This window comes from Gordonia sp. NPDC062954 (genome assembly GCF_044543825.1).
Taxonomy (GTDB): domain Bacteria; phylum Actinomycetota; class Actinomycetes; order Mycobacteriales; family Mycobacteriaceae; genus Gordonia; species Gordonia tangerina.
Map to the genome: position 1 here is coordinate 239,580 of NZ_JBITWL010000005.1, position 20,501 is coordinate 260,080.

The window sequence follows — 20,501 nt, forward strand, 5'->3', positions numbered from 1 at the left end:
TCGGCTGTGGCCGAGAACAACACGTCCACCGAGGACAAGCACGACAACGCCGACGCCGATCGCATCGAGCCGGCGGACACCGAGGCGTCCGAGACCACGACAGGCGACACCGTCGAGAACACCGGCACCGTAGAAAAAGCCGGCACCGTAGAAAAAGCCGACACCGACGGCCCCACCCCCGCCGGCCCGAAGCCGAGTGCCGAGCACGCGCCGGCACGTGCCGGTAAAGCCAAACGCCAGCTGTCCATCTCGTTCGGCACGCTCGGCATCTCACTGCTCATCGTGGCGCTCGTCGCCGCCCTCGGGACGTTCATCTACCGGGACGTGTCCGCACGCAACGACCTCGACGCCATGACGTCGGAGGCCGCCGATTCGGCGAAGGCCGAAGATGTCGCCGCTCGCTACGCCGTGGCCGCCGCCACCCTGGACTACCAGGATCTGACCCCCTGGATCGCAGCGATGAAGGACGGCGTGAGCCCGGAACTGCAGAAGAAATACGACGTCATCGGTCAGGCCATGGAGCAGATCATCACACCCCTGCGGATGCAGACCACGGCCGAACTGGTACTGGCCAAGACCCAGGAGGTCAACGGCGACATGTTCCGCGTCGACGCCGTCGTCGACGTCGACACCAAGAGCGTGCAAACCCCCGACGGCGGCAGTGCCGTCGCGGTGTACACCGTGACGCTGGACCGATCGCAGGACTGGCTGATCACCGAGGTCGGCGACCCGACCGGCGCGATCCCCGGCGGATTGGGTGAGGCAGCACCGGATTCGGGCGCACAGGATTCGGGCGCACAGGAATCGGCTCCCGCCCCGTCGCCGGCACCTGGGGGCTGAGCGATGACGATGAGCCGAGCCTCACGCAGCCCCGCCCTCGACGCCTTCTCCGCCAATTTCTCCGACAACGCGCTCGGCCCGGTGCGGACACTCGGCCGCACATTCCGGCTGTCGATCGTCGCGATGCTCCAGATGGCGCTCGACCTCGTCCGCGGTCAGCTCAAGGTCCGCGAGGCCGTGGTCATGGCCTGGTATCTGGTGAGTGTCACCGCGTTGCCGGCCTTCCTGATGGCCATCCCGTTCGGCGTGATCGTGACCATCCAGATCGGCAACATCATCAACCAGCTGGGTGCTCAGTCGCTATTGGGCGCCGCATCCGGATTCGCCGTCATCCAGCAGGCCGCACCGCTGGCCGCCGGGATTCTGCTCGGCGGGGCAGGTGCCTCGGCGATTGCCGCCGACCTCGGCGCGCGCACGGTCCGCGAGGAAATCGACGCCATGCGCACCATGGGTGTCGACCCCATCCAACGGCTGGTGGTACCCCGGGTGATCGCCGCCGCGGTGGTGGCACCGCTCCTGGCGATCTTCATCGTGGTGGTCGGTGTTCTCGCCGCCTTTTATCTCGCAGTCACCATGCAGGGTGTCGGGCCCGGCAGCTACTGGCAGTCGTTCGGCTCCTTCGCCTCACAGCGCGACATGCTGCTCGCGATGGTCAAGGCGTCCATCTTCGGGGTGATCATCGCGGTCATCGGTTGTCAGCGCGGGCTCGAGGCGAAGGGCGGGCCACGCGGCGTGGCCGACGGTGTCAACGCCACGGTGGTGGTCTCGACGGTGGCGATCATCGGAGTGAACTTCGTCATCACGTTGATCTACACGGTCTTCTTCCCGCTGCAGATCGGCTGAACCACCGGATGTTTGACCGTCCATGCCATCCGCGCACCTGCCATGCATCCGCGCTTGTCGAGACATGCGCGGATGCGTGGCAACCGCGCGGATGATGTGGCCGGCCTGGCACACTGTCTGCCATGTCCGCCTTCTTGATTCGTTCGGCGTTCACCGGGTTCGCCCTGTGGATCGCGACCCTGATCGTGCCGGGCCTGGACTTCGTCGGGGGTTCGACGGGTTGGCAACAGTTCGGCATCGTCGTGGTCGTGGCGTTGATCTTCGGTGTCGTCAACGCCTTCATCAAACCGATCGTGCAGATTCTGTCGATCCCGCTCTACATCCTGACGCTCGGCCTCATCCATGTGGTGATCAACGCATTCATGCTGGAGATCACCGCCTGGATCACCCGCAACACCACCCACTGGGGTCTCGAGGTCGACAGTTTCTTCTGGTCGGCGATCTTCGGGGCGATCGTGATCTCGATCGTCGGGTGGATGCTCGGGCTGTTGATGAAGGAGTCGGTGTGAACCGGCCGCGCCCGCTGCGGGCCGCCGCGGCCGTCGTCGGGGTCGTCGCGCTGCTGTTTCTCACGGCGTGCGGCGATGGTGGTGGCAGCGGCAGCGACCCGCGGACGGTGACTGTCAACGGCAGCGGTGAGGTGACCGGTGTGCCCGACACATTGCGCGCCGACATCGGTGTCGAGGCAACCGGCCCCGACGTCTCGAGCGCGCTCAACGAGTCGAGTGCACAGGTCCGCAAGGTCACCGACGCGGTGGTCGAGGCCGGGGTCGAACGCAGCGACATCCAGACCCAACAGGTGAATCTGTCTCCGCGCTACACCAACCCCGCGCCGGGCACCTCGGGCGAGATCACCGGCTATCAGGCGACCAACACCATCCGGGTCACCATTCGCGACATCGGAACGGCTTCGGATGTCCTCGCCGCGGCAGCCACCGCCGGCGGCGACAACACCCGAATCAGCAACGTCGCCTTCGCCATCGACGACGACTCGGAACTGATGAAACAGGCGCGCGAAGCGGCCTTCGACGATGCGCGCGCCCGTGCCGAGCAGTACGCGTCGCTGGCCGGCGACTCGCTGGGTAAAGTCCAGACGATCACCGAATCGACCAGCGGTCAGCAGCAACCGACCTCGGTGCAACGTGATTCGGCCGTGGCGGCTGCTCCGGTCCCGATCGAACCGGGCGAGCAGACCCTCACCTTCTCGGTGACGGTCACCTACGCGTTGAGCTGAGTTCGTCGGCGATCTCGTCGGCCCACTGCCGGATCGCGTCCCAGTCCCGCGCGTCCCGGTAGGCCTGCGGGGTGTTGCGGGCGACGGATTTCTCCATGAAGCCGTGCGGGTCGTCGGAGACCTTGCCCGCGAACACCATGTGTCCGCGCATCCCGGCCGCCTCGGCGAGTTCGAGGACTTTGTGCGGTTCGAGCCACCGCGAGTCGTCGTCGAGTTGTTCGGCGGCATGCTCACCGGTCGGTCCGGAACTGAAGATCCACAGCGGCATGGTGGCCAGAACGTCGTGGTTGTGGGCCAGGAAGTCGCGTGCGTGTTTGCGCCAACGACCCGTGTACACCGCACTGCCCAGGATCACCGCCTGATACCCCGCACAACCGGCCTGCGCCGCCTCGACGCAGTCGGCGTCGAGGCCACGGGTGCGCAGTTCGGCGGCGATCGCCTCGGCGATCTCGGCGGTAGCGTGATGCTTGCTGGCATATGCCACGAGAACCTTCGACATGTGACCATCGTCACCCTGCAGCCCGACGACGACCAGAGCAGAAGGTCCCGACTGTCGCCGCACGACCGGCGCGGGTGGCCGTGCCGGCCTCGTGGCAGGCTGGTGCGCATGCGTGCAGTGATCCAACGGGTGAGTCGGGCGTCGGTGGCCGTCGATGACAAAACGGTCGGCGAGCTCGATCTCTCCGACGGCCGGCACGGCCTCGTCGCACTTGTCGGAGTCACCCACGACGACACATCCGCGCACGCCGCCACGCTGGCGGACAAGATCTGGCGGCTGCGCATCCTCGACGGAGACGACACACAGGCGTCGGCCGCCGACCTCGACGCACCGATCCTGGTGATCAGTCAGTTCACGCTGTATGCGAACACCGCGAAGGGCCGACGGCCGTCGTGGAACGGGGCCGCGCCGGGGTCGGTGGCCGAACCGCTCGTCGATGCGGTCGTCGACACGCTGCGCGAGCTGGGCGCGACGGTCGCCACCGGCCGCTTCGGTGCGCACATGGAGGTCTCCCTGGTCAACGACGGGCCGGTCACATTGATCGTCGACGTCTGATCAGGCCTCCGAGCATCGGTAGGCTGACCACGTGGGACGTATCACCACCCGTCGGCGGGTAACCAGGATTCGGCGTAACGCACCGCCATCGGCGCGCGCCGACGTGCTCGCCGTCGAGGAGCCGCTCGAGATCCGCGTCAACGGTCGCCCGTTGGTCGTCACCATGCGCACACCCGGCAATGACGTCGATCTGGCGTTCGGCTTTCTCGTGTCCGAAGGGGTGATCACCCGCGGCGATCAGGTCGAGGGCGCCCGCTATTGCGCCGGCGCCAACAACGATGGCGTCAACACCTACAACGTGCTCGATGTCGCACTGATTCCGGAGGTGCCGCCGCCGGCACCGGAGCTGGCACGCAGCTTCACCACCACCAGTGCGTGTGGGGTGTGCGGCAAGGACAGCATCGACGCGGTGACCACCCGATCTGCTTTTCATCCCGCATCCGACCCGCTCATCGTCGAGCCCGAGTTCCTGCTGGACCTTCCGACGCGGCTACGTGCAGGGCAGTCGGTGTTCGACAAGACCGGTGGGCTGCACGCGGCGGCGCTCGTCGACGCCGCATCCGGCGACATCGTGGCACTCCGTGAGGATGTGGGGCGCCACAACGCGGTGGACAAGGTGATCGGTTGGGCGGCCGCCGCGCAACGACTTCCCTTGCGCGGGCACATTCTTCAGGTGTCCGGTCGCGCCAGCTTCGAGCTCGTGCAGAAGGCGGCGATGGCGGGGATACCGATGTTGTCGGCGGTATCGGCGCCGTCGTCGCTGGCCGCGGACCTGGCCGATGAACACGGCATCACCCTTGTCGGTTTCTCCCGCGGCGAGTCGATGGTGCTCTACACGCGTGCCGATCGGGTGCAAACCCGGGCGACGGTGACATCGTCCCCTTGAGCTGAGGTCGTGCAGACCCAGAACAACTGCACCATCATGTCCGTTTTCGAACTGACCCTCGATCCCGGCGAGCACATCATCGCCGAGGGCGGCGACGTCGCCTGGCTCACACCTCGTTCGACATGGTGACGTCCCCCGGCGTTCGGCTCCGGCGGCGAGAACGGTTTCACGGGGGTCTCGAACGGATGCTCGGCGGCGGACAGTTGTTCCTGTCGAAGGACACACCGCCGTCGCACGGGGGTTCTGTCGCCCTCGCGGCCAGTATGCCCGGCGAGATCCAGCATCTCCAGATCTCCGCGGCAGACCAGTTCATGGTGCGGAGCGGCTCCTTCGTGGCCAGCACCAACGACATCGAGGTATGGGTGGGGCTGCAGCGCAAACTCGGAGTCGGTGTCTTCGGCAGCGCGGGCCGGCCCTGGTTACAGTCGATGACACCGGACAAACTCGCCGCCGCCCTGGAGCCCTATCTGCCCAAGGAGAACTCGTCGTCGGTGCCGTCGGGCGCCAATTGAGTCCTGCATAGTCGAGATGGTCGCGACCCGTCCGTGGGTCGAAGAGCACGGGTCAATCGAACGCTCCTGCAGGTGCCACGCCCGTTCTGCGACAACCACGCACTCGATCACCCACCGAAACACCCATGTAGTAGCCCCAGGTGGCCTCCGACCCATCTCTGCGCAAGCCCGAGCGGGTCACCAGATGTTCACGCAGCTTCGACATGCCGCACGGATCGGAGCGAAGGTCGCTGGTCATCGACGGCGAGAAGCAGTCGAGAATACGCGCCTTACCGAATATCTATTCCTCGCGTCACACCAGCTCGTGGCCGTCGCGCAGGTCCGTCGATCTGTACCGCACGCCGGCTACCGCCGAGAATGCTCGTGCAAGGTCTCGAACAGAACGCCGAGGCCACCGTCAGGTCCGCCATCAACCACTCTTGCGTTTGCGAATGGCGACTGCGCCCACCTCGGCGCGCTTACGTTGACGCTGCGCTTTCAGTGCCAGACGTTTTTGCTTGGAACTGGTCTTCTTCTCCGCCATCGTTACCTCAATGCCGAAAGTGATCGCGGATAAAATCCGCTCCCTCGAGACCATAGCCGAGAATCCCACAAAGTCCAGGCGGGCCCAGGCGCAGTGGCGCAGGTATACGAAAATCGACATTCATTTCCTACCAGTGAATTTCCCGATCATCCCGCGCACGACGAGCGACTGGCTTTTTCTTTTTTATGGGCTAGTGTCCATGGCACCCGCACCAGAAAAGGAGTGAGTGGCCGTGAAAGCGGTTGTGATGGAGTGTCGTATCCGAGTGTGTGCGTCGCGAGCTCGTCGCGATGCTTTCGTCGAGGCCGCAATCGAACAAGCCGCCGAGGCGTTTCCGCATCCGACCATGCGCTCGTGCGTGGTCGAGGAGAAGGCGTCTCGGATGCTCGCGCGGCAGTGGACTCAGGCCAATTCGAGCCGCGAAGAACCATGTCCGTCGACCTACGACATCTGCCTGGCCTTCGCTGACAGTTCTGGCAGACTCACCGCCGCGCGGTTGGAGAGCTTGTCACGCGACCTCCTGAGGACACTCGATTCGTCTACACACCAGTCGATGTCGGCCGAGGAGACCATTCCTTGGATTCTGACGCTGGTGTCGAGCACCGATCGGCGCGGACGGCGAGACATCGCCTTGCGCCATCCCGCCCTGGGACTGTCGACGTTGGCCCCCATGGTCGTCGGCTGAACGCGAATCTTCGAATTCATAATCCGTTGCAGTTATAGGAGAGATGTGACAATCGTGGAAACCATGTGGCCCGAGACTCGGCCCCGCGCTGAACTACATGACGAGGTCAATCGACTTTCGCAGGAGCGGATCACGGCGCATGCGGCGATGGTCGAACTACGCAGCGTGGGCGATCTCGAAAACAACGACGACTACCATCGCGCAGTACGCGTAGTCGAGATGCTCGACGCCCAACTCGTCCGCGTACGATCAATGCTCGCGTCCTCCAGCGACGGTTGGTCGATCCGGTCCGACGATCCGGGCCGCGCGCAAGAGGGATCAATCGTGACAGTGTCCTTCGATGACGACGTCGATGATGTCGCGCGTATTCATGTCGGCGATCCGACCCAAGAGCCGTTCGTCGGTGTCGAGACCTGCTCACCCGACTCCCCGCTGGGGCAGGCTGTTTTGGGATCTTCTGTGGGCGAGCGACATTCGTACCGCCTTCCCAACGGCACGGTCAGTACCATCACCATCCTGGAGTGTGTTCAACCAAGCTGAACGTGCGCGCCGTCCAAGGTTTCTGAATCACCCGGCGAGCGAGATCGCGCTCACTGTGATCACCGCGAGTTGCCAGCCGGCAACCGTGGTACTCGGGGCCCTCACCGAGGACGGCGCACGCCGCGATTCGCCCGAAACCACGTCGGAGCCTGGCGTGCACATGTTCTCACTCGGGGACCCGCGTAGGACCGATACACTGCCTGCCGGCGAGCAGGTGGTGATCGTCTGTCCGGTTCCCGCTGCGTCATCAACTCTCCTGCCGTCGAGCTGGCGGAAACGAATCACTATGTTCCGCCATCGATCTCGAATGGTGACCACTGCCGGCGATGTCGCGGCCGCGGCGGAATCGTGTCGACTGCTCGTCATGTCAGACGGACGGGGCCGCTCGAGGCGGGAGCGTCTCGAGTTCACCGAAGAGCTCGCCCGGGCGATCACGTATCACGCGGAGATCAATGGCGGCAGAGTTGAATCGATGTCCGCAATCATGATCGACGGCGCGTCGGTGTCGGTGGATCGTGGGCTGGATCTGCTGTCGAGGTGGTGCCGTATACCTCGGAGCAGGTTCTGCATCACAAGCACGGAGATGGACTCGACGAACTCGATCTTTACCCCTGGATGAGGTCGGTGGTAGTCGGCGAGCACAGCCGGTAAGTCCACCGTCGTGAACGTCTGCGCATGCCCGACGGTCGACTGGTCGATCACACCCCGCACCGGCGCCCGGGTGCGTGACGATGGTCATGTCGTCTGGGATTCTGTCGACCGATAGGCTCGCGAGGAGCTGTCGCCTCACCACATCGCGTAGGAAGGCGACGACAGACAGATTTTGACAGGAGGTCGCGCAGACGTGACGAGACTCGACGGAAAGATCAGCGATCTCTACGACGAGGTCGTCGCCCGCAATCCGGGCGAGGCAGAGTTCCACCAGGCGGTGCACGAGGTCTTCGACAGCCTCGGGCTGGTGTTGGCACAGCATCCGCACTACGCAGATGCCGGCATCATCAAGCGGCTCTGCGAACCGGAACGTCAGATCATCTTCCGCGTTCCGTGGGTGGACGACGACGGGAGAGTCCAGATCAACCGCGGGTTTCGCGTGGAGTTCAATTCTGCGCTCGGACCATACAAGGGTGGCCTCCGCTTTCACCCCACTGTGTACCTGGGCGTCGTGAAGTTCCTCGGCTTCGAGCAGATCTTCAAGAACGCTCTGACCGGTCTGCCCATCGGCGGCGGCAAGGGGGGCGCCGATTTCGACCCCAAGGGGCGCTCGGACGGTGAGGTGATGCGTTTCTGCCAGTCCTTCATGACCGAGCTCTACCGGCACATCGGCGAGTACACCGATGTACCGGCCGGGGACACCGGCGTAGGCGGCCGAGAAATCGGATATCTCTTCGGTCAGTACAAGCGGATCACCAACCGCTATGAGTCGGGAGTGCTCACCGGCAAGGGGCTTGCATGGGGCGGCTCCCAGGTGCGTACCGAGGCGACGGGCTACGGCGTCGTCTACTTCGTCCAAGAGATGTTGGCCGCGTCGGGAGCGCAGTTCGAAGACCGACGGGTCGTGGTATCCGGCTCCGGCAACGTGGCACTTCATGCGATCGAGAAGGTGCAGCAGCTCGGTGGACACGTCGTGGCATGTTCGGACTCCAATGGCTATGTCATCGACGACAAAGGGATCGACCTCGCCGCGTTGAAGCAGGTGAAGGAAGTCGAGCGCGGACGCATCTCCGACTATGTGGAGCATCGCGGCGAGAGCGCCCGCTCGGTCACCTCCGGGTCCATCTGGGACGTGCCCGCTGACATCGCGATCCCCTGCGCCACCCAGAACGAACTCGATGCCGACGGCGCACAGGCGCTGATCGACAATGGTTGCCAGATCGTGGCCGAAGGCGCGAACATGCCGTGCACGCCCGATGCGATTCGCGCTTTCGCTCGCGCGGGCGTGCGGTTCGCCCCCGGAAAAGCCGCCAACGCGGGGGGCGTCGCCACGAGCGCACTCGAGATGCAGCAGAACGCTTCTCGCGATTCCTGGAGCTTCGAGCACACCGAGGATCGTCTCTCCGACATCATGAGCGCGATCCATCACACCTGTCTGGCCACCGCCGATGAGTACGGCGTTCCGGGCGACTACGTCCTGGGCGCCAACATTGCGTCTTTTACCCATGTGGCCGACGCGATGCTCTCGCTGGGTGTGATCTGAGACGATGACCGACGAGGATGCCCTATCGTCCATACGTCGATGGCACGACTCAGGTGGCGTCGTCGAGATTCTGTCGCTACGGCACGACGAAGCGGTCGTGTCACTGCGAACCTGTGACGCGGGCGAAGAGATGACTCGGCTACGCAGTACCGACCCCGCGGTCCTGCGATGGATCGACCAACATATCGGGGATGACTCTCGATCCGAATAGACGTTCTCGATGATCGCGGAGTACCCGTCGGCGATCGTGCGTGGATTGAGGTCGTTGGCCAGGGAGGTGACGACGGCGCCCCTGGCGGCCAGGTGTCATCAACGATGGCAAGGTTCTCGACCTGCGCAGGACAATCTGGGTTGCAGCCCATTCGCAGCGACGAGGCACCATCAGTCGCCGCCGCGCGAGGCCGCCAACCGCACCAGCTGACGCGGAGTCGCATCGGGAAGATACGCCCTGCTGATCGCCACGCCGATACGCGGAAGGTCGGCCTCGTCGCGATAGGCGAGGTACACCGCCTCATAGCGTGGATTGAACTTCTTCTTGAAGACATGTAGCGATCGAAAGCCGTAGAACGGTTCCATCGCCGCACCGAGACTGTCCAGCACCCGATCCATCCGCTCGGGCTCCGGCGCGTCCTCACTGTGCGCCAACGGTGCGCCGGACAAGGAAATGAACTGTGCCCCTTCGCCAGAGAAGATCACCGCAGACGACGCGATCAGATACTCGATGACCGGCCCGAAGCCGTCGGTCCGTCGACGCATGATGTCGAGGGTCCATCCGTGGACCTCGCCACCGGGGGCGTAGACCGGCAGCCACGACAGCACACCGTGCACACTGCCCTCGTCGTCGAGCGCCAGCGCCACCCGCACCTCGGGATCCATCGCCTCGTCGACGCTGCCGAGCGTGAAACCCATTTCCGGCAGCCCCTTGTCCCCCACCCATTCCTCGGAGATGGCCCGGACCTGCGCTTTGATGGAGAACGGTTCGGCGGACAGATCCGTCACCCGGCATGAGATCGACTGCTTTTTGGCCTTGTTCAGCGCCGACCGCACGTGCTGCCACTTCTTGCCGGTGAACGCGAGGTCGGTCAGGTCGACGATCGTGTCCTCGGCGATCTGCACGCTGCGCCAGCCCAGTTCCTCTGCCGCACGGGCGGTGTCCGCACCGACCGAGAACCAGCAGGGCGTCTTCCCGCTCCGCTCCGCAAGATCGATGAAACCCTGCACGGTCGGCAGCAGCTCGTCGTCATCACACACGGGATCGGCCAATGCCAGCAGGGTGCCCATGTGGCTCTGATACGCCACCACACCGGACCCGTTCGCGGAGAACAGGTAATCGTTTCCGGGCCAGGTGATCATCCACGACATGGTGCCGCCACCGTGCTCGCGCACCAGGTCCTTGACGGCGGCGACCGGATCGTCGCCGGCAGGCCCGTCGTACTTGACCCGCCACGGCACCCGGAAGGCGAACCGCCCGGGGATCAGGATGGCCAACTCCACGGCCCACAGCAGTGACGTCCCCATGGTCACGGAGCCCTCGGAGTCGAAATCCCTCGTCACGGCGAGCAGCACCAGGACCAGGACGGTGATACTGACGGTGAGCGAACCCACCACCACGGCAACCCACCACGCCCACCGGCGGCCGCGCCGGAGTTGATCGGCGATGAGCACGTTGATGACGACGCCGATCAGGATGGACCACAGGGAGTCGTCGTCGGCGGCGTCGGTCGGCCCGAATGGGCCGTCGGTGGGGAACATCCACACCACCAGACTCGCGGCCGCGATGACCAGCACACCAATGCAGGCGAGCAGTCGGACCTCTCGTCGGGTCCGGGCGAAGAACCCGTGTTCGTCAGTGCTGAACCATTTCTCACCGATCGAGAGCGTCACCACGACCGCCACCACATACTGCGTGGTCGCCAACGTCCCTTCGAAGAGAAACGTGATGGCGACCGCCGCGGCCAGCAGCGCTCGCAGCCGAAGTCGCCACGGCGAGCGCAGGGTCGCCGTCGCGACCGCGACGGCGCAGATCACCATCGTCATGGCGCCGGTGGTCCGTGTGTCGGCCAGTTGCTCGGCCCATCCCCAGGACAGCCCACCACGGGTCAACAGCCACAACGCAATCGCGCAGATCAGCTCGGCCAGCACGAAACCACCGATGGCGACCATCGACACCCGAACGGTCCCCAAACGCCATTCCGCCCAACCGATCCCGACAGCCACCGCGATCAGCGCGACCACATATGTGCCGGGGCTCGTCTCCACCACGCCGGACGACAGCAGCGTCCACCACCGGAGATCGCCGAGCGACGGCAGACCGAATGCCACATCGGAGTACCAACTCTTCTCCGGCGCCCGCCCCCACAACGATCCGGTGGTGACACCGACGATGAGGATCAGCGACCACAGACCGATGGTGAATGGGACGCGGCCGACAATTCGCCGGGCATCGGACATCCTTGCGCGGACACCACCGGCGATGTCTGCGTTTGCCGCGGTTTCCTCGGTCGTGACCATCGCCCACCGTCCGGTCCAGGTTTCGTCTGGAGGTCAGCCTAGCAACGCATCACCCGGTTCACCTGCGTTCCGGCGCAGGTGAGCGATCAGTTCGGGCGTGTGGTGAGGATCCGCGGACCGTCGCCGGTCACCACGACGGTGTGCTCCCAGTGCGCTGCGCGCGACCCGTCGTCGGTGACGACGGTCCAGTCGTCGTCGAGGACCGATGTCTCGGTGGTACCCAACGTGAGCATCGGCTCGATGGCCAGCGTCGAACCGATCACCAACCGCGGACCGCGATTGGGTTTGCCCTCATTGGCGAGGAACGGCTCCATGTGCATCTCTCGGCCGATCCCGTGACCGCCGTACCCGGCGACGATGCCGAAGGAACGCCCGAACTTCTGTTCGGCGGCACGGGTACCGAGTTCGATGGCATGCGAGATGTCGGTGAGCCGGGCGCCGTCGACCATGGCGGCGATACCGGCCTCCATCGACAGACGCGTGGCCTCGGACAGTTCCGCATCCGCGGTGGAGAGCTCCCCCACCCCGAACGTCCATGCCGAGTCACCATGCCAACCATCGAGAATGGCGCCGCAGTCGATGGACACCAGGTCGCCTTCGGCGAGGACCACATCCGTCGACGGGATGCCGTGGACCACTACCTCGTTGACCGAGCTGCAGATCGATCCGGGAAAGCCGTGGTAGCCCTTGAAGGACGGGATCGCCCCGGCATCCCGGATCACCGACTCGGCGACCTCGTCGAGATCCAGGGTGGTGGCCCCGACCGTCGCGGCCGCGCGCACCGCAACGAGGGCGGCGCCGACGACCGCGCCGGCCGCCGCCATGGCGTCGACCTCACCGGGCGTCCGGAACGGCACAGGTTTGGGTTTACGAAAAGCCATGAGCAGATGGGCTACGGTGCCGTGGTGCCGATCAGGACACGCCCGCACCCAGCGCGCTGAGCACACGCTGGTGGACGTCCTGCACGTCGCCGACGGCGTCGATGGTCTTGACCTCGTCGCCGTAGTACTCGAGCAACGGTGCGGTCTCCTTGGTGTAGACCGCCATCCGGTTGCGGATCACCTCTTCGGTGTCGTCGGCGCGGCCACGGGCCATCATCCGCTCCACCACGACGTCGGTGTCGACGACGAACGACAGCACGGCATCGAGGCCGGTGTCGAGCTTGGCGAGAATGTCTTTGAGTGCGTCGGCCTGCTCGGTCGAGCGCGGGAATCCGTCGAGGATGAATCCCTTGGCGGCATCGGGCTCGCCCACCCGGGCACGCACCATGTCGACCGTGATCTCCGAGGGCACCAGGTCACCGGCATCGAGATAGCGCTTGGCCTCGATGCCGACCGCGGTTCCCTGGGAGATGTTGGCACGGAACAGGTCACCGGTGGAGATGTGCGGGATGCCGATCGCCTCGGACAGCAGTTCCGCCTGGGTACCCTTGCCGGCGCCGGGGGGGCCGAGAATGACGAGTCTCACTTGAGGAATCCTTCGTACTTACGTTGCATCAATTGACTGTTGACTTGCTTCATCGTGTCCAGACCCACACCGACCATGATCAACACGGCCGTGCCCCCAAATGGCAAGTTCTGCACACCACCGCTGTTACCGATCTCGAGGAACAGGTTGGGCAGTACGGCGATGATACCCAGGTAAATCGACCCCGGCAGTGTGATGCGGCTCAACACATAGCCCAGGTAGTCGGCGGTCGGCTGGCCCGGACGGATTCCCGGGATGAAGCCGCCGTACTTCTTCATGTCCTCGGCGCGCTCCTCCGGATTAAAGGTGACGGCGACGTAGAAGTACGTGAAGAAGATGATCATCAGGAAGTACACGACGATGTAGACCCAGCTCCCCGGGTCGGTGAGGTACTCGCTGATGTAGCGCTGCCAGGTGGACTGTTCGCCCGCGGGATCCTGGGTCAGCTGCAAGATGAGCTGCGGAAGATACAGCAGCGATGAGGCGAAGATCACCGGGATGACGCCGGCCTGGTTGACCTTCAGCGGCAGATACGTCGACGATCCGCCGTACATCTTGCGGCCCACCATGCGTTTGGCGTACTGCACCGGGATGCGGCGCTGGCCCTGCTCGATGAACACCACGCCGGCGACGATGAGCAGCGCCGCAACGCAGACCAGGCCGAACACCAGTCCCCCACGGGTGTCCAGGATGTTTTTGCCCTCGGCCGGGATTCGGGCGGCAATACCGGCGAAGATCAGCAGCGACATGCCGTTGCCGACACCGCGCTCGGTGATGAGCTCGCCGAACCACATGACCACACAGGCGCCGGCAGTCATCACCAGCACGATGATGGCCAGACCGAAGATCGACTGGTCGTTAATGATCTGGTCGCCGACTGAACAGTCGGCCAGTAGCTGTCCGCGATCGGCGAGTGCGACGATGCCGGTGGACTGCAGCAGGGCCAGCGCCACCGTGAGGTAGCGGGTGTACTGCGTCATCTTGGCCTGGCCGGACTGACCTTCCTTGCGCAGCTGCTCGAAGCGTGGGATCACCACCGTCAGCAGCTGCACGATGATGCTGGCGGTGATGTAGGGCATGATGCCGATCGCGAACACGGACAGCTGCAGCAGCGCGCCGCCCGAGAACAGGCTGATCAGCGAGTAGATGTTGGCCGAGTCGCCCTGCGACACCTCATCGAGGCACGCTCGTACGGCCTGATAATCGACGCCGGGCGATGGGATGGTCGCTCCCAACCGGTACAGCACGATGATGCCGATGACGAAGAGGATCTTCTTCCTCAGATCGGGCGTCCTAAAGGCCGCGACGAGGGGGGAAAGCACTAACTCCTCCTAGGAACGACCACGCGACGAGGACTCGCATCCCCCACGTGCTCGGCAATCGACGTTGATCGAAGCGTCAAGACAACGCTTGAACTCTAACAGTCACGTCATCGGCGCTCGTCAGCGCGACGGCCCGGTGTCCGGCTTGTCCGACGTGACACGACGGACGGCTGCACGGAAGTCCGTGAAGCCGTCCGTCGGTCAGCGGTGACGACTCAGAGTTCGGTCGCGCTGCCGCCGGCAGCCGCGATCTTCTCCTTGGCCGAAGCCGTGAACTTGTTGGCGGTGACGTCGACCTTCACGCCGAGGTCCCCGTCGCCGAGCACCTTGACGAGCTGGTTCTTACGAACCGCACCGGCGGCGACGAGCTCGTCGACACCGATGGAGCCGCCCTGCGGGAACAGCCGTGCGATATCGCCCACGTTGACGACCTGGTACTCGACCCGGTTGTTGTTCTTGAAGCCCTTGAGCTTCGGCAACCGCATGTGGATCGGCATCTGGCCACCCTCGAAGGCGGCGGGCACGTTCTTACGCGCCTTGGTTCCCTTGGTGCCGCGGCCTGCGGTCTTACCCTTGGACCCCTCACCGCGACCCACACGGGTCTTCTCGGTCTTCGCGCCCGGAGCGGGGCGAAGGTGATGGAGCTTGATTGTCATTACTTGACCTCTTCGACTGTCACGAGGTGCCGAACCACGTTGATGAGGCCGCGGTTGATCGGGGTGTCCTCGCGGGTGACCGACTTGCGGATGCCCTTCAGTCCGAGGGTCCGCAGGCTGTCACGCTGGTTCTGTTTGGTACCGATGGTGCCCTTGATCTGGGTGATCTTCAGCTCTGCCATCACTCTCACGCTCCCTGGCCCGCGCGCGCCCGCAGCATGCCCGCGGGTGCGACATCTTCGATCGGCAGACCACGACGCGCGGCGACCTCCTCCGGCCGCTGCAACATCTTCAGCGCGGCAACGGTGGCGTGGACCACGTTGATCGCGTTGTCGCTGCCGAGGCTCTTGGCGAGCACGTCGTGCACGCCCGCGCACTCCAGCACGGCACGCACCGCGCCACCGGCGATCACACCGGTACCGGGGCTGGCCGGACGGAGCATCACGACACCGGCGGCGGCCTCACCCTGCACCGGGTGGGTCACCGTGCCGCCGATCAGCGGCACGCGGAAGAAGTTCTTGCGAGCCTCTTCGACGCCCTTCTGGATCGCGGCCGGGACTTCCTTGGCCTTGCCGTAGCCGACACCGACCATGCCCTGGCCGTCGCCGACCACCACGAGTGCGGTGAAGGAGAAGCGACGGCCACCCTTCACCACCTTCGAGACACGGTTGATGGCGACCACGCGCTCGAGCTGGTTGCGATCCTCGCGATCACGGCCGCCGCGGTCGTCGCGACGACCACGGCCGCGACGCTCGCCGCGCTGGTCGTTGTTGCCGCCGGTGGCGGCGTTGTTGTCGTTTCCGGCGGGTCCGTTTCCGCCGTCACGCTGACGTCCGGGCATCAGAGGTTCCCTCCGGTCATGGTGGTGTAGCTGGTGTAGATGGTCATCAGAAGGTCAGCCCTCCCTCGCGGGCGGCGTCGGCGAGTGCGGCGATCCGGCCGTGGTACTCCTTGCCACCACGGTCGAACACGACGGTCTCGACGCCAGCTGCCTTGGCACGGGCGGCGATCAGTTCGCCGACCTTGCGGGCCTGCGCGGACTTGTCGCCACCGGCGGCGCGAACGTCGGCCTCGATGGACGACGCCGCGGCCAGGGTCTTGCCGGCCAGGTCGTCGATCAGCTGCACGTGGATGTGGCGCGAGCTGCGCTTGACCGACAGACGCGGACGCTCGGGGGTGCCGCTGACCTTCTTGCGCAGACGGAAGTGCCGGTTGGCGGTCGCGGTGCGACGACGCGTCGACACGTCCTTGCCCAGGGGCTTGCGAACAGTTTTGGTTGCTGTATCACTCATGGCTTACTTACCCGTCTTTCCGACCTTGCGACGGATCTGCTCACCCTCGTAGCGAATGCCCTTGCCCTTGTAGGGGTCCGGACGACGCAGGCGGCGGATGTTCGCCGAGATCTGGCCGACTTGCTGCTTGTCGATACCCGAGATCGAGAACTTCGTGGGTGATTCCACGGCGAAGGAGATGCCTTCGGGAGCCTCGATCGGAACGGGATGGCTGTAGCCCAGGGCGAACTCGAGGTCACTGCCCTTGGCCTGCACGCGGTAGCCGACACCGAAGATCTCCATCTTCGTGGTGTAGCCCTGCGTGACGCCGACGACGAGGTTGTTCACCAGCGTGCGGCTCAGGCCGTGCAGGGAACGGTTGCGACGCTCGTCGTTCGGCCGGGTGACAACGATCGTGTTGTCTTCCTTGGCGACGGTGATCGGCTCCGACAGAGTGACGCTCAGCTCACCCTTGGGGCCCTTCACCCGCACGTCCTGCCCGTCGATGGTGACGTCGACGCCGGCAGGGATCTCGATGGGGCTCTTTCCAATACGCGACATGTGAGGACTCCCCTACCAGACGTAGGCGAGGACTTCGCCGCCCACGCCCTGGTTCGCTGCCTGGCGGTCGGTGAGCAGGCCCGACGACGTGGAGATGATGGCCACGCCGAGGCCGCCCAGCACCTTGGGCAGGTTGGTGGACTTTGCATACACCCGCAGGCCCGGCTTGGACACGCGACGCAGACCGGCGATGCTGCGCTCACGGCTGGGGCCGTACTTCAGGGTGACGACGAGGTTCTTGCCGATCTCCGCATCTTCGGTGCGGTACTCGGTGATGTAGCCCTCGCGCTTGAGGATCTCGGCGATGTTCACCTTGATCTTCGACGACGGCAGGGTCACCTCGTCGTGGAACGCCGAGTTGGCGTTACGCAGACGTGTCAAGAAGTCTGCGATCGGGTCAGTCATGGTCATGGTTGACCGTCAACCTTTCTCGTAGCGGTTCCCATACAGCGCCGGACGCGGGAAAATGATCCCTGACCTGCGGTGGGCCTTCCACGAAGTGGATAGTTGTGCATAAGGTTCTTGCCGCCGATGCCCCTGGCTTTTCACCAGCACCGGCGACTGTTCAGTTATGGTGAGCAGCCCGCCACGGGCAGGCAACCGTTCAAGTGTAGAGAATTGGCTGGCCAGACCCAAATCGTTGCGGGACGTTCCTCACGGGGCGGGCGTCGCGGGCTCGGGTCACCGGGTTTCGATACGCGCCGGCTCGCAAGCTCGCGCGGCGCTACTCAACCAGCAGGTGGGTACTCCACCGGCGCGCGGCCCCCACCGGTAGTCGAGTAGCCCGCGAGCCCCCGGGCGCGCGGCCCCCACCGGTGATCGAGTAGCCCGCGAGCCCCCCGGGCGAGCGAGCGTATCGAGATCACCGCGGCCCGACCTCGAAGTCGTACCGCGACGTCGGCACCACATCCAGATTCTGGTGCGCACCGAACCGCGCAACACTCTCCAGCATCCGCGTCATGCGACGTTCGAGTTCTCCCTGATCTCCCCCGCTGCCATAGAACGCGTGGACGTCGGACACCGCGGCCATTGCGAACAGCTCCTCGACGATGGCGTCGACGACCGGGGCGTCCCGGGTGAGCGCCCGTTCGACGATGTTCTGGACATAGCCGAAGGTCGCCTGGGTCTCGATCGCCACGCGGGTGTGATCGTCGAGCCAGATGCGCAGCCAGTCGGCACGCGGCAGGTCGACCGGTCGCCGCAGGAAGGCGACGTTGGCCAGCGCGTCGATCCGGGAGCCGTCGGCCGGCAGCGCGGGGTGCAGCGGGGTGCGTTCATCGACCTGCCAGGCGGCCATTGCGCCCACCCGTACATCGAGCAGGTCGAGAACGTCGGTCGGATCATCGGCCCAGATGCTCACCACCGCATCGATCGGTGGGTCGAATTCGCTGATCCGCATCGCCCCGGCCACCGCGGCGTCGCTGATGTTCACCTGGAGCCGCTGTGCGCCGGCCGCGGCACAGGCATCCCGAAATCCGCCGGACAGCAGAGCCGATGTCGGGTCGTCGTCCCAGATCGCCGCGATCGTCTTCGCCGCCATGTTGGCGACGTTAGCCGGTCGGTGTCGGACCGGCCGGAGGCGGATGATCGTCGCGCGGGTGGACTCGGATCGCGCGGAGTCGGCTCGGGTCGCGCGGGTCGGCTCGGGTCGCGCGAGCGGTCGACGAGCCGCGCCTTCGGAGCGGACCTGCGTGTTGCGAGACGACCTGCGTGGCCGACCGGATGCGGTTCGGCAGATTCGGGGCGGGCACGCTTCCGACAATTCGGGCACCATCGATATCATGGACCGCCGACAGTTCTTGACCGCCGGAGCGCTGGCGGGCGTGGCCGGCTTCGTCGCTTCCTGCGCCGACGTCGAGCCCATCACGTCGCCGTCGTCCGACTCCGACCTCACGTCCGATGCACCACCCACGACCGACGCCGCGTCACCCACGGTGACCGCAACGGTCGCCGAGGGCCTCAACGTGCCGTGGGCAATCACCTTCTCAGCTGACGGTTCGGCCCTGGTGACCCAGCGAGACGACGCCACGATCGTGCGGATCTCCCCCGACGGTGACGTCCGCACGGTCGGGGACATCTCCGACGCCGCACCCCGCGGCGAGGGAGGCCTGCAAGGCATCGCGCTCGGCACCGACGAGGACACGGTGTTCGTGTACTACACCACCGAACGTGACAACCGGTTGGTGCGGATGGAGTTCGACGGCGAACGGGTCTGGAACCCGAGGCCGCTGATCACCGGCCTCGACACCGCGTTCAACCATCACGGCGGCGCCGTCGTTCGTGGGCCCGAGGGCTTCCTCTATGTCGCGGTCGGCGACGCGACCCAGCCCGAGGTCGCCCAGGATGTCAACGCGTTGAACGGCAAGATCCTGCGCGTCGACGACGACGGCCGTCCGGCTCCGAATAACCCCTTCGGCAACGAGGTGTGGTCGATGGGACATCGCAACAACGAGGGCCTGGCGTTCGACGGCGCCGGGCGGTTGTGGGCCAGCGAATTCGGTCAGGACCGACGCGATGAACTCAACCTCATCGAACGCGGCGGCAATTACGGGTGGCCGCAGTTCGAGGGCGAATCCGACGATCCCCGCTTCATCGCACCGATGACCACCTGGTCCACCGACCAGGCCTCGCCGGCGGGTCTCGCGATCATCGGCGGCCAGGCGTACATGGCGGCGTTGCGTGGGCGCCGGCTGTGGCAGATACCGCTCGGGGCTGGCACCGATGTCGGCGAACCGCAGGCACTGTTCGACGACACATACGGCCGGTTGCGGGCCGTGGCCGCGGCCCCGGACGGATCGCTGTGGGTCAGCACGAGCAACACCGACGGGCGTGGAGCGTCCGCACCCGGCGATGACCGCATCCTGCGCGTCACGGTGTGCGTCGACCGGCCAGGCGTCCTGCCTTCGGCGATTTCGACGAGAAGGGTCGCTCCCGACCGGAGACGGTGCGAAAGTTGACGGTATGGATGCCACCCGCCTGCCCGAACTCGTCGACCGACTGCTCACCACCGCGCATTCCGCCAGCAGCGGCCGGGCTGCCCAGACCCTCTACGGCAGTGCCGATCATCGCCTGCGCCAGACGGTCATCGCCCTTGTTGCCGGGAACCGGATGGCCGATCACGAGAGCCCGGGAGAGGCGAGTCTGCAGATCTTGCGTGGACACGTCACGCTGCGCACCGCAACCGAGAAATGGGAGGGCGTCGACGGCGATCTGTTGGCCATCCCGGACGAACGCCACGGCCTGGTGGCACAACAGGATTCGGCCGTCCTGCTCACCGTGGCGACCAGCTGACACACATCCCTGGGTCGTCGGCACCCGCGAGTTCACGTCGGCGCCGAGGCAGAGTTCACTCCCCGCACCAACGAGTTCACCAGCGGACACGACGTCGGCCGCGGCGCACAC

The 20,501-nt window shown here is 65.4% G+C and carries 26 protein-coding genes; 12 read left to right on the plus strand and 14 right to left on the minus strand.

Translation table 11 applies throughout. The annotated features are described in order from the left end of the window. Positions 1–6 precede the first annotated feature (6 nt). The 4 genes from ACIGKQ_RS07910 (at position 7) to ACIGKQ_RS07925 (ending at position 2,917) form a co-directional block, all read left to right on the plus strand. The gene (locus tag ACIGKQ_RS07910; protein ID WP_396573052.1) at positions 7–840 is read left to right on the plus strand and encodes a hypothetical protein; all 834 of its coding nucleotides are present in this window, start codon (positions 7–9) and stop codon (positions 838–840) included. 3 nt (positions 841–843) lie between these two features. Beyond that, positions 844–1,683 carry an ABC transporter permease gene (locus tag ACIGKQ_RS07915; RefSeq protein WP_372475197.1) on the plus strand — a complete coding sequence of 280 codons (840 nt, stop codon included), beginning with the start codon at positions 844–846 and terminating at the stop codon, positions 1,681–1,683. A 122-nt stretch (positions 1,684–1,805) separates the two neighbouring features. Further along, positions 1,806–2,192 carry a phage holin family protein gene (locus ACIGKQ_RS07920; RefSeq protein ID WP_235724995.1) on the plus strand — a complete coding sequence of 129 codons (387 nt, stop codon included), beginning with the start codon at positions 1,806–1,808 and terminating at the stop codon, positions 2,190–2,192. Then, positions 2,189–2,917 (plus strand): SIMPL domain-containing protein, encoded by a 729-nt coding sequence (locus ACIGKQ_RS07925; protein ID WP_266061537.1) that lies wholly within the window; start codon positions 2,189–2,191, stop codon positions 2,915–2,917. Before ACIGKQ_RS07920 ends, ACIGKQ_RS07925 begins: the two co-directional genes overlap by 4 nt. On the opposite strand, the gene ACIGKQ_RS07930 is transcribed toward ACIGKQ_RS07925, so the two are convergent. Then, positions 2,898–3,416 (minus strand): flavodoxin domain-containing protein, encoded by a 519-nt coding sequence (locus tag ACIGKQ_RS07930; protein ID WP_266061536.1) that lies wholly within the window; start codon positions 3,414–3,416, stop codon positions 2,898–2,900. The two genes, ACIGKQ_RS07925 and ACIGKQ_RS07930, sit on opposite strands and share 20 nt — an antisense overlap. A 108-nt stretch (positions 3,417–3,524) precedes the next feature. Here ACIGKQ_RS07930 and dtd point away from each other — a divergent pair, with 108 nt between their 5' ends. The 3 genes from dtd to ACIGKQ_RS07945 all read left to right on the plus strand — a co-directional run bounded on the left by dtd (position 3,525) and on the right by ACIGKQ_RS07945 (position 5,369). Beyond that, positions 3,525–3,971, plus strand: a complete 447-nt coding sequence (gene dtd / locus ACIGKQ_RS07935; RefSeq protein WP_235724992.1) for a D-aminoacyl-tRNA deacylase — start codon at positions 3,525–3,527, stop codon at positions 3,969–3,971. Between the two features lie 31 nt (positions 3,972–4,002). Next, positions 4,003–4,857 (plus strand): formate dehydrogenase accessory sulfurtransferase FdhD, encoded by an 855-nt coding sequence (fdhD, locus tag ACIGKQ_RS07940; protein ID WP_396573055.1) that lies wholly within the window; start codon positions 4,003–4,005, stop codon positions 4,855–4,857. Positions 4,858–4,979: 122 nt separating this feature from the next. Further along, positions 4,980–5,369 (plus strand): AIM24 family protein, encoded by a 390-nt coding sequence (locus tag ACIGKQ_RS07945; RefSeq protein ID WP_328712874.1) that lies wholly within the window; start codon positions 4,980–4,982, stop codon positions 5,367–5,369. 409 nt (positions 5,370–5,778) lie between these two features. Here the strand turns inward: ACIGKQ_RS07945 and ACIGKQ_RS07950 are convergent, their stop codons facing one another. Next, entirely contained in the window at positions 5,779–6,012 is a 234-nt protein-coding gene (locus tag ACIGKQ_RS07950; protein ID WP_235724989.1) for a hypothetical protein, read from the minus strand. Between the two features lie 106 nt (positions 6,013–6,118). On the opposite strand from ACIGKQ_RS07950, the gene ACIGKQ_RS07955 reads away from it, so the two are divergent. Next, positions 6,119–6,577: a hypothetical protein gene (locus tag ACIGKQ_RS07955; RefSeq protein WP_396573058.1), complete on the plus strand. Its 459-nt coding sequence runs from the start codon at positions 6,119–6,121 to the stop codon at positions 6,575–6,577. 45 nt (positions 6,578–6,622) lie between these two features. Beyond that, the gene (locus ACIGKQ_RS07960) at positions 6,623–7,117 is read left to right on the plus strand and encodes a GreA/GreB family elongation factor (protein ID WP_235724987.1); all 495 of its coding nucleotides are present in this window, start codon (positions 6,623–6,625) and stop codon (positions 7,115–7,117) included. A gap of 438 nt (positions 7,118–7,555) precedes the next feature. Here ACIGKQ_RS07960 and ACIGKQ_RS07965 read toward each other — a convergent pair whose 3' ends face one another. Then, a complete protein-coding gene (locus ACIGKQ_RS07965; protein ID WP_396573061.1) occupies positions 7,556–7,819 on the minus strand; it encodes a hypothetical protein in 264 nt (87 codons plus the stop codon). A gap of 142 nt (positions 7,820–7,961) precedes the next feature. Between ACIGKQ_RS07965 and gdhA the strand changes: the two genes are divergently transcribed. Further along, positions 7,962–9,311, plus strand: a complete 1,350-nt coding sequence (gene gdhA, locus ACIGKQ_RS07970; protein ID WP_396573062.1) for an NADP-specific glutamate dehydrogenase — start codon at positions 7,962–7,964, stop codon at positions 9,309–9,311. Positions 9,312–9,692: 381 nt separating this feature from the next. On the opposite strand, the gene ACIGKQ_RS07975 is transcribed toward gdhA, so the two are convergent. The 11 genes from ACIGKQ_RS07975 to ACIGKQ_RS08025 all read right to left on the minus strand — a co-directional run bounded on the left by ACIGKQ_RS07975 (position 9,693) and on the right by ACIGKQ_RS08025 (position 18,639). Further along, positions 9,693–11,762 (minus strand): bifunctional lysylphosphatidylglycerol flippase/synthetase MprF, encoded by a 2,070-nt coding sequence (locus ACIGKQ_RS07975; protein ID WP_396573100.1) that lies wholly within the window; start codon positions 11,760–11,762, stop codon positions 9,693–9,695. Positions 11,763–11,908: 146 nt separating this feature from the next. Then, the gene (gene map, locus ACIGKQ_RS07980) at positions 11,909–12,703 is read right to left on the minus strand and encodes a type I methionyl aminopeptidase (RefSeq protein ID WP_235724985.1); all 795 of its coding nucleotides are present in this window, start codon (positions 12,701–12,703) and stop codon (positions 11,909–11,911) included. A 31-nt stretch (positions 12,704–12,734) separates the two neighbouring features. Then, a complete protein-coding gene (locus tag ACIGKQ_RS07985) occupies positions 12,735–13,289 on the minus strand; it encodes an adenylate kinase (protein ID WP_328712867.1) in 555 nt (184 codons plus the stop codon). Beyond that, positions 13,286–14,611, minus strand: coding sequence for a preprotein translocase subunit SecY (gene secY, locus ACIGKQ_RS07990; protein WP_235724983.1), 1,326 nt, complete (start codon positions 14,609–14,611; stop codon positions 13,286–13,288). Before secY ends, ACIGKQ_RS07985 begins: the two co-directional genes overlap by 4 nt. 215 nt (positions 14,612–14,826) lie before the next feature. Beyond that, positions 14,827–15,267: a 50S ribosomal protein L15 gene (gene rplO, locus ACIGKQ_RS07995; RefSeq protein ID WP_235724982.1), complete on the minus strand. Its 441-nt coding sequence runs from the start codon at positions 15,265–15,267 to the stop codon at positions 14,827–14,829. Then, a complete protein-coding gene (gene rpmD / locus ACIGKQ_RS08000) occupies positions 15,267–15,449 on the minus strand; it encodes a 50S ribosomal protein L30 (protein ID WP_187589711.1) in 183 nt (60 codons plus the stop codon). Before rpmD ends, rplO begins: the two co-directional genes overlap by 1 nt. A 5-nt stretch (positions 15,450–15,454) precedes the next feature. After that, the gene (gene rpsE, locus ACIGKQ_RS08005; RefSeq protein WP_235724981.1) at positions 15,455–16,108 is read right to left on the minus strand and encodes a 30S ribosomal protein S5; all 654 of its coding nucleotides are present in this window, start codon (positions 16,106–16,108) and stop codon (positions 15,455–15,457) included. A gap of 46 nt (positions 16,109–16,154) precedes the next feature. Then, positions 16,155–16,559: a 50S ribosomal protein L18 gene (gene rplR / locus ACIGKQ_RS08010; protein WP_235724980.1), complete on the minus strand. Its 405-nt coding sequence runs from the start codon at positions 16,557–16,559 to the stop codon at positions 16,155–16,157. A 3-nt stretch (positions 16,560–16,562) separates the two neighbouring features. Beyond that, positions 16,563–17,099 carry a 50S ribosomal protein L6 gene (rplF, locus tag ACIGKQ_RS08015; protein ID WP_235724979.1) on the minus strand — a complete coding sequence of 179 codons (537 nt, stop codon included), beginning with the start codon at positions 17,097–17,099 and terminating at the stop codon, positions 16,563–16,565. 12 nt (positions 17,100–17,111) lie between these two features. Next, positions 17,112–17,510 carry a 30S ribosomal protein S8 gene (rpsH, locus tag ACIGKQ_RS08020; RefSeq protein WP_235724978.1) on the minus strand — a complete coding sequence of 133 codons (399 nt, stop codon included), beginning with the start codon at positions 17,508–17,510 and terminating at the stop codon, positions 17,112–17,114. 451 nt (positions 17,511–17,961) lie between these two features. After that, positions 17,962–18,639, minus strand: a complete 678-nt coding sequence (locus ACIGKQ_RS08025; protein ID WP_396573067.1) for a hypothetical protein — start codon at positions 18,637–18,639, stop codon at positions 17,962–17,964. A 241-nt stretch (positions 18,640–18,880) separates the two neighbouring features. Here ACIGKQ_RS08025 and ACIGKQ_RS08030 point away from each other — a divergent pair, with 241 nt between their 5' ends. Both ACIGKQ_RS08030 and ACIGKQ_RS08035 read left to right on the plus strand, forming a co-directional pair. Next, complete coding sequence (locus ACIGKQ_RS08030; protein WP_396573068.1) at positions 18,881–20,056, plus strand: PQQ-dependent sugar dehydrogenase; 1,176 nt, start codon at positions 18,881–18,883, stop codon at positions 20,054–20,056. 4 nt (positions 20,057–20,060) lie between these two features. Then, positions 20,061–20,390 (plus strand): LuxR family transcriptional regulator, encoded by a 330-nt coding sequence (locus tag ACIGKQ_RS08035; RefSeq protein WP_396573070.1) that lies wholly within the window; start codon positions 20,061–20,063, stop codon positions 20,388–20,390. Positions 20,391–20,501 lie beyond the last annotated feature (111 nt).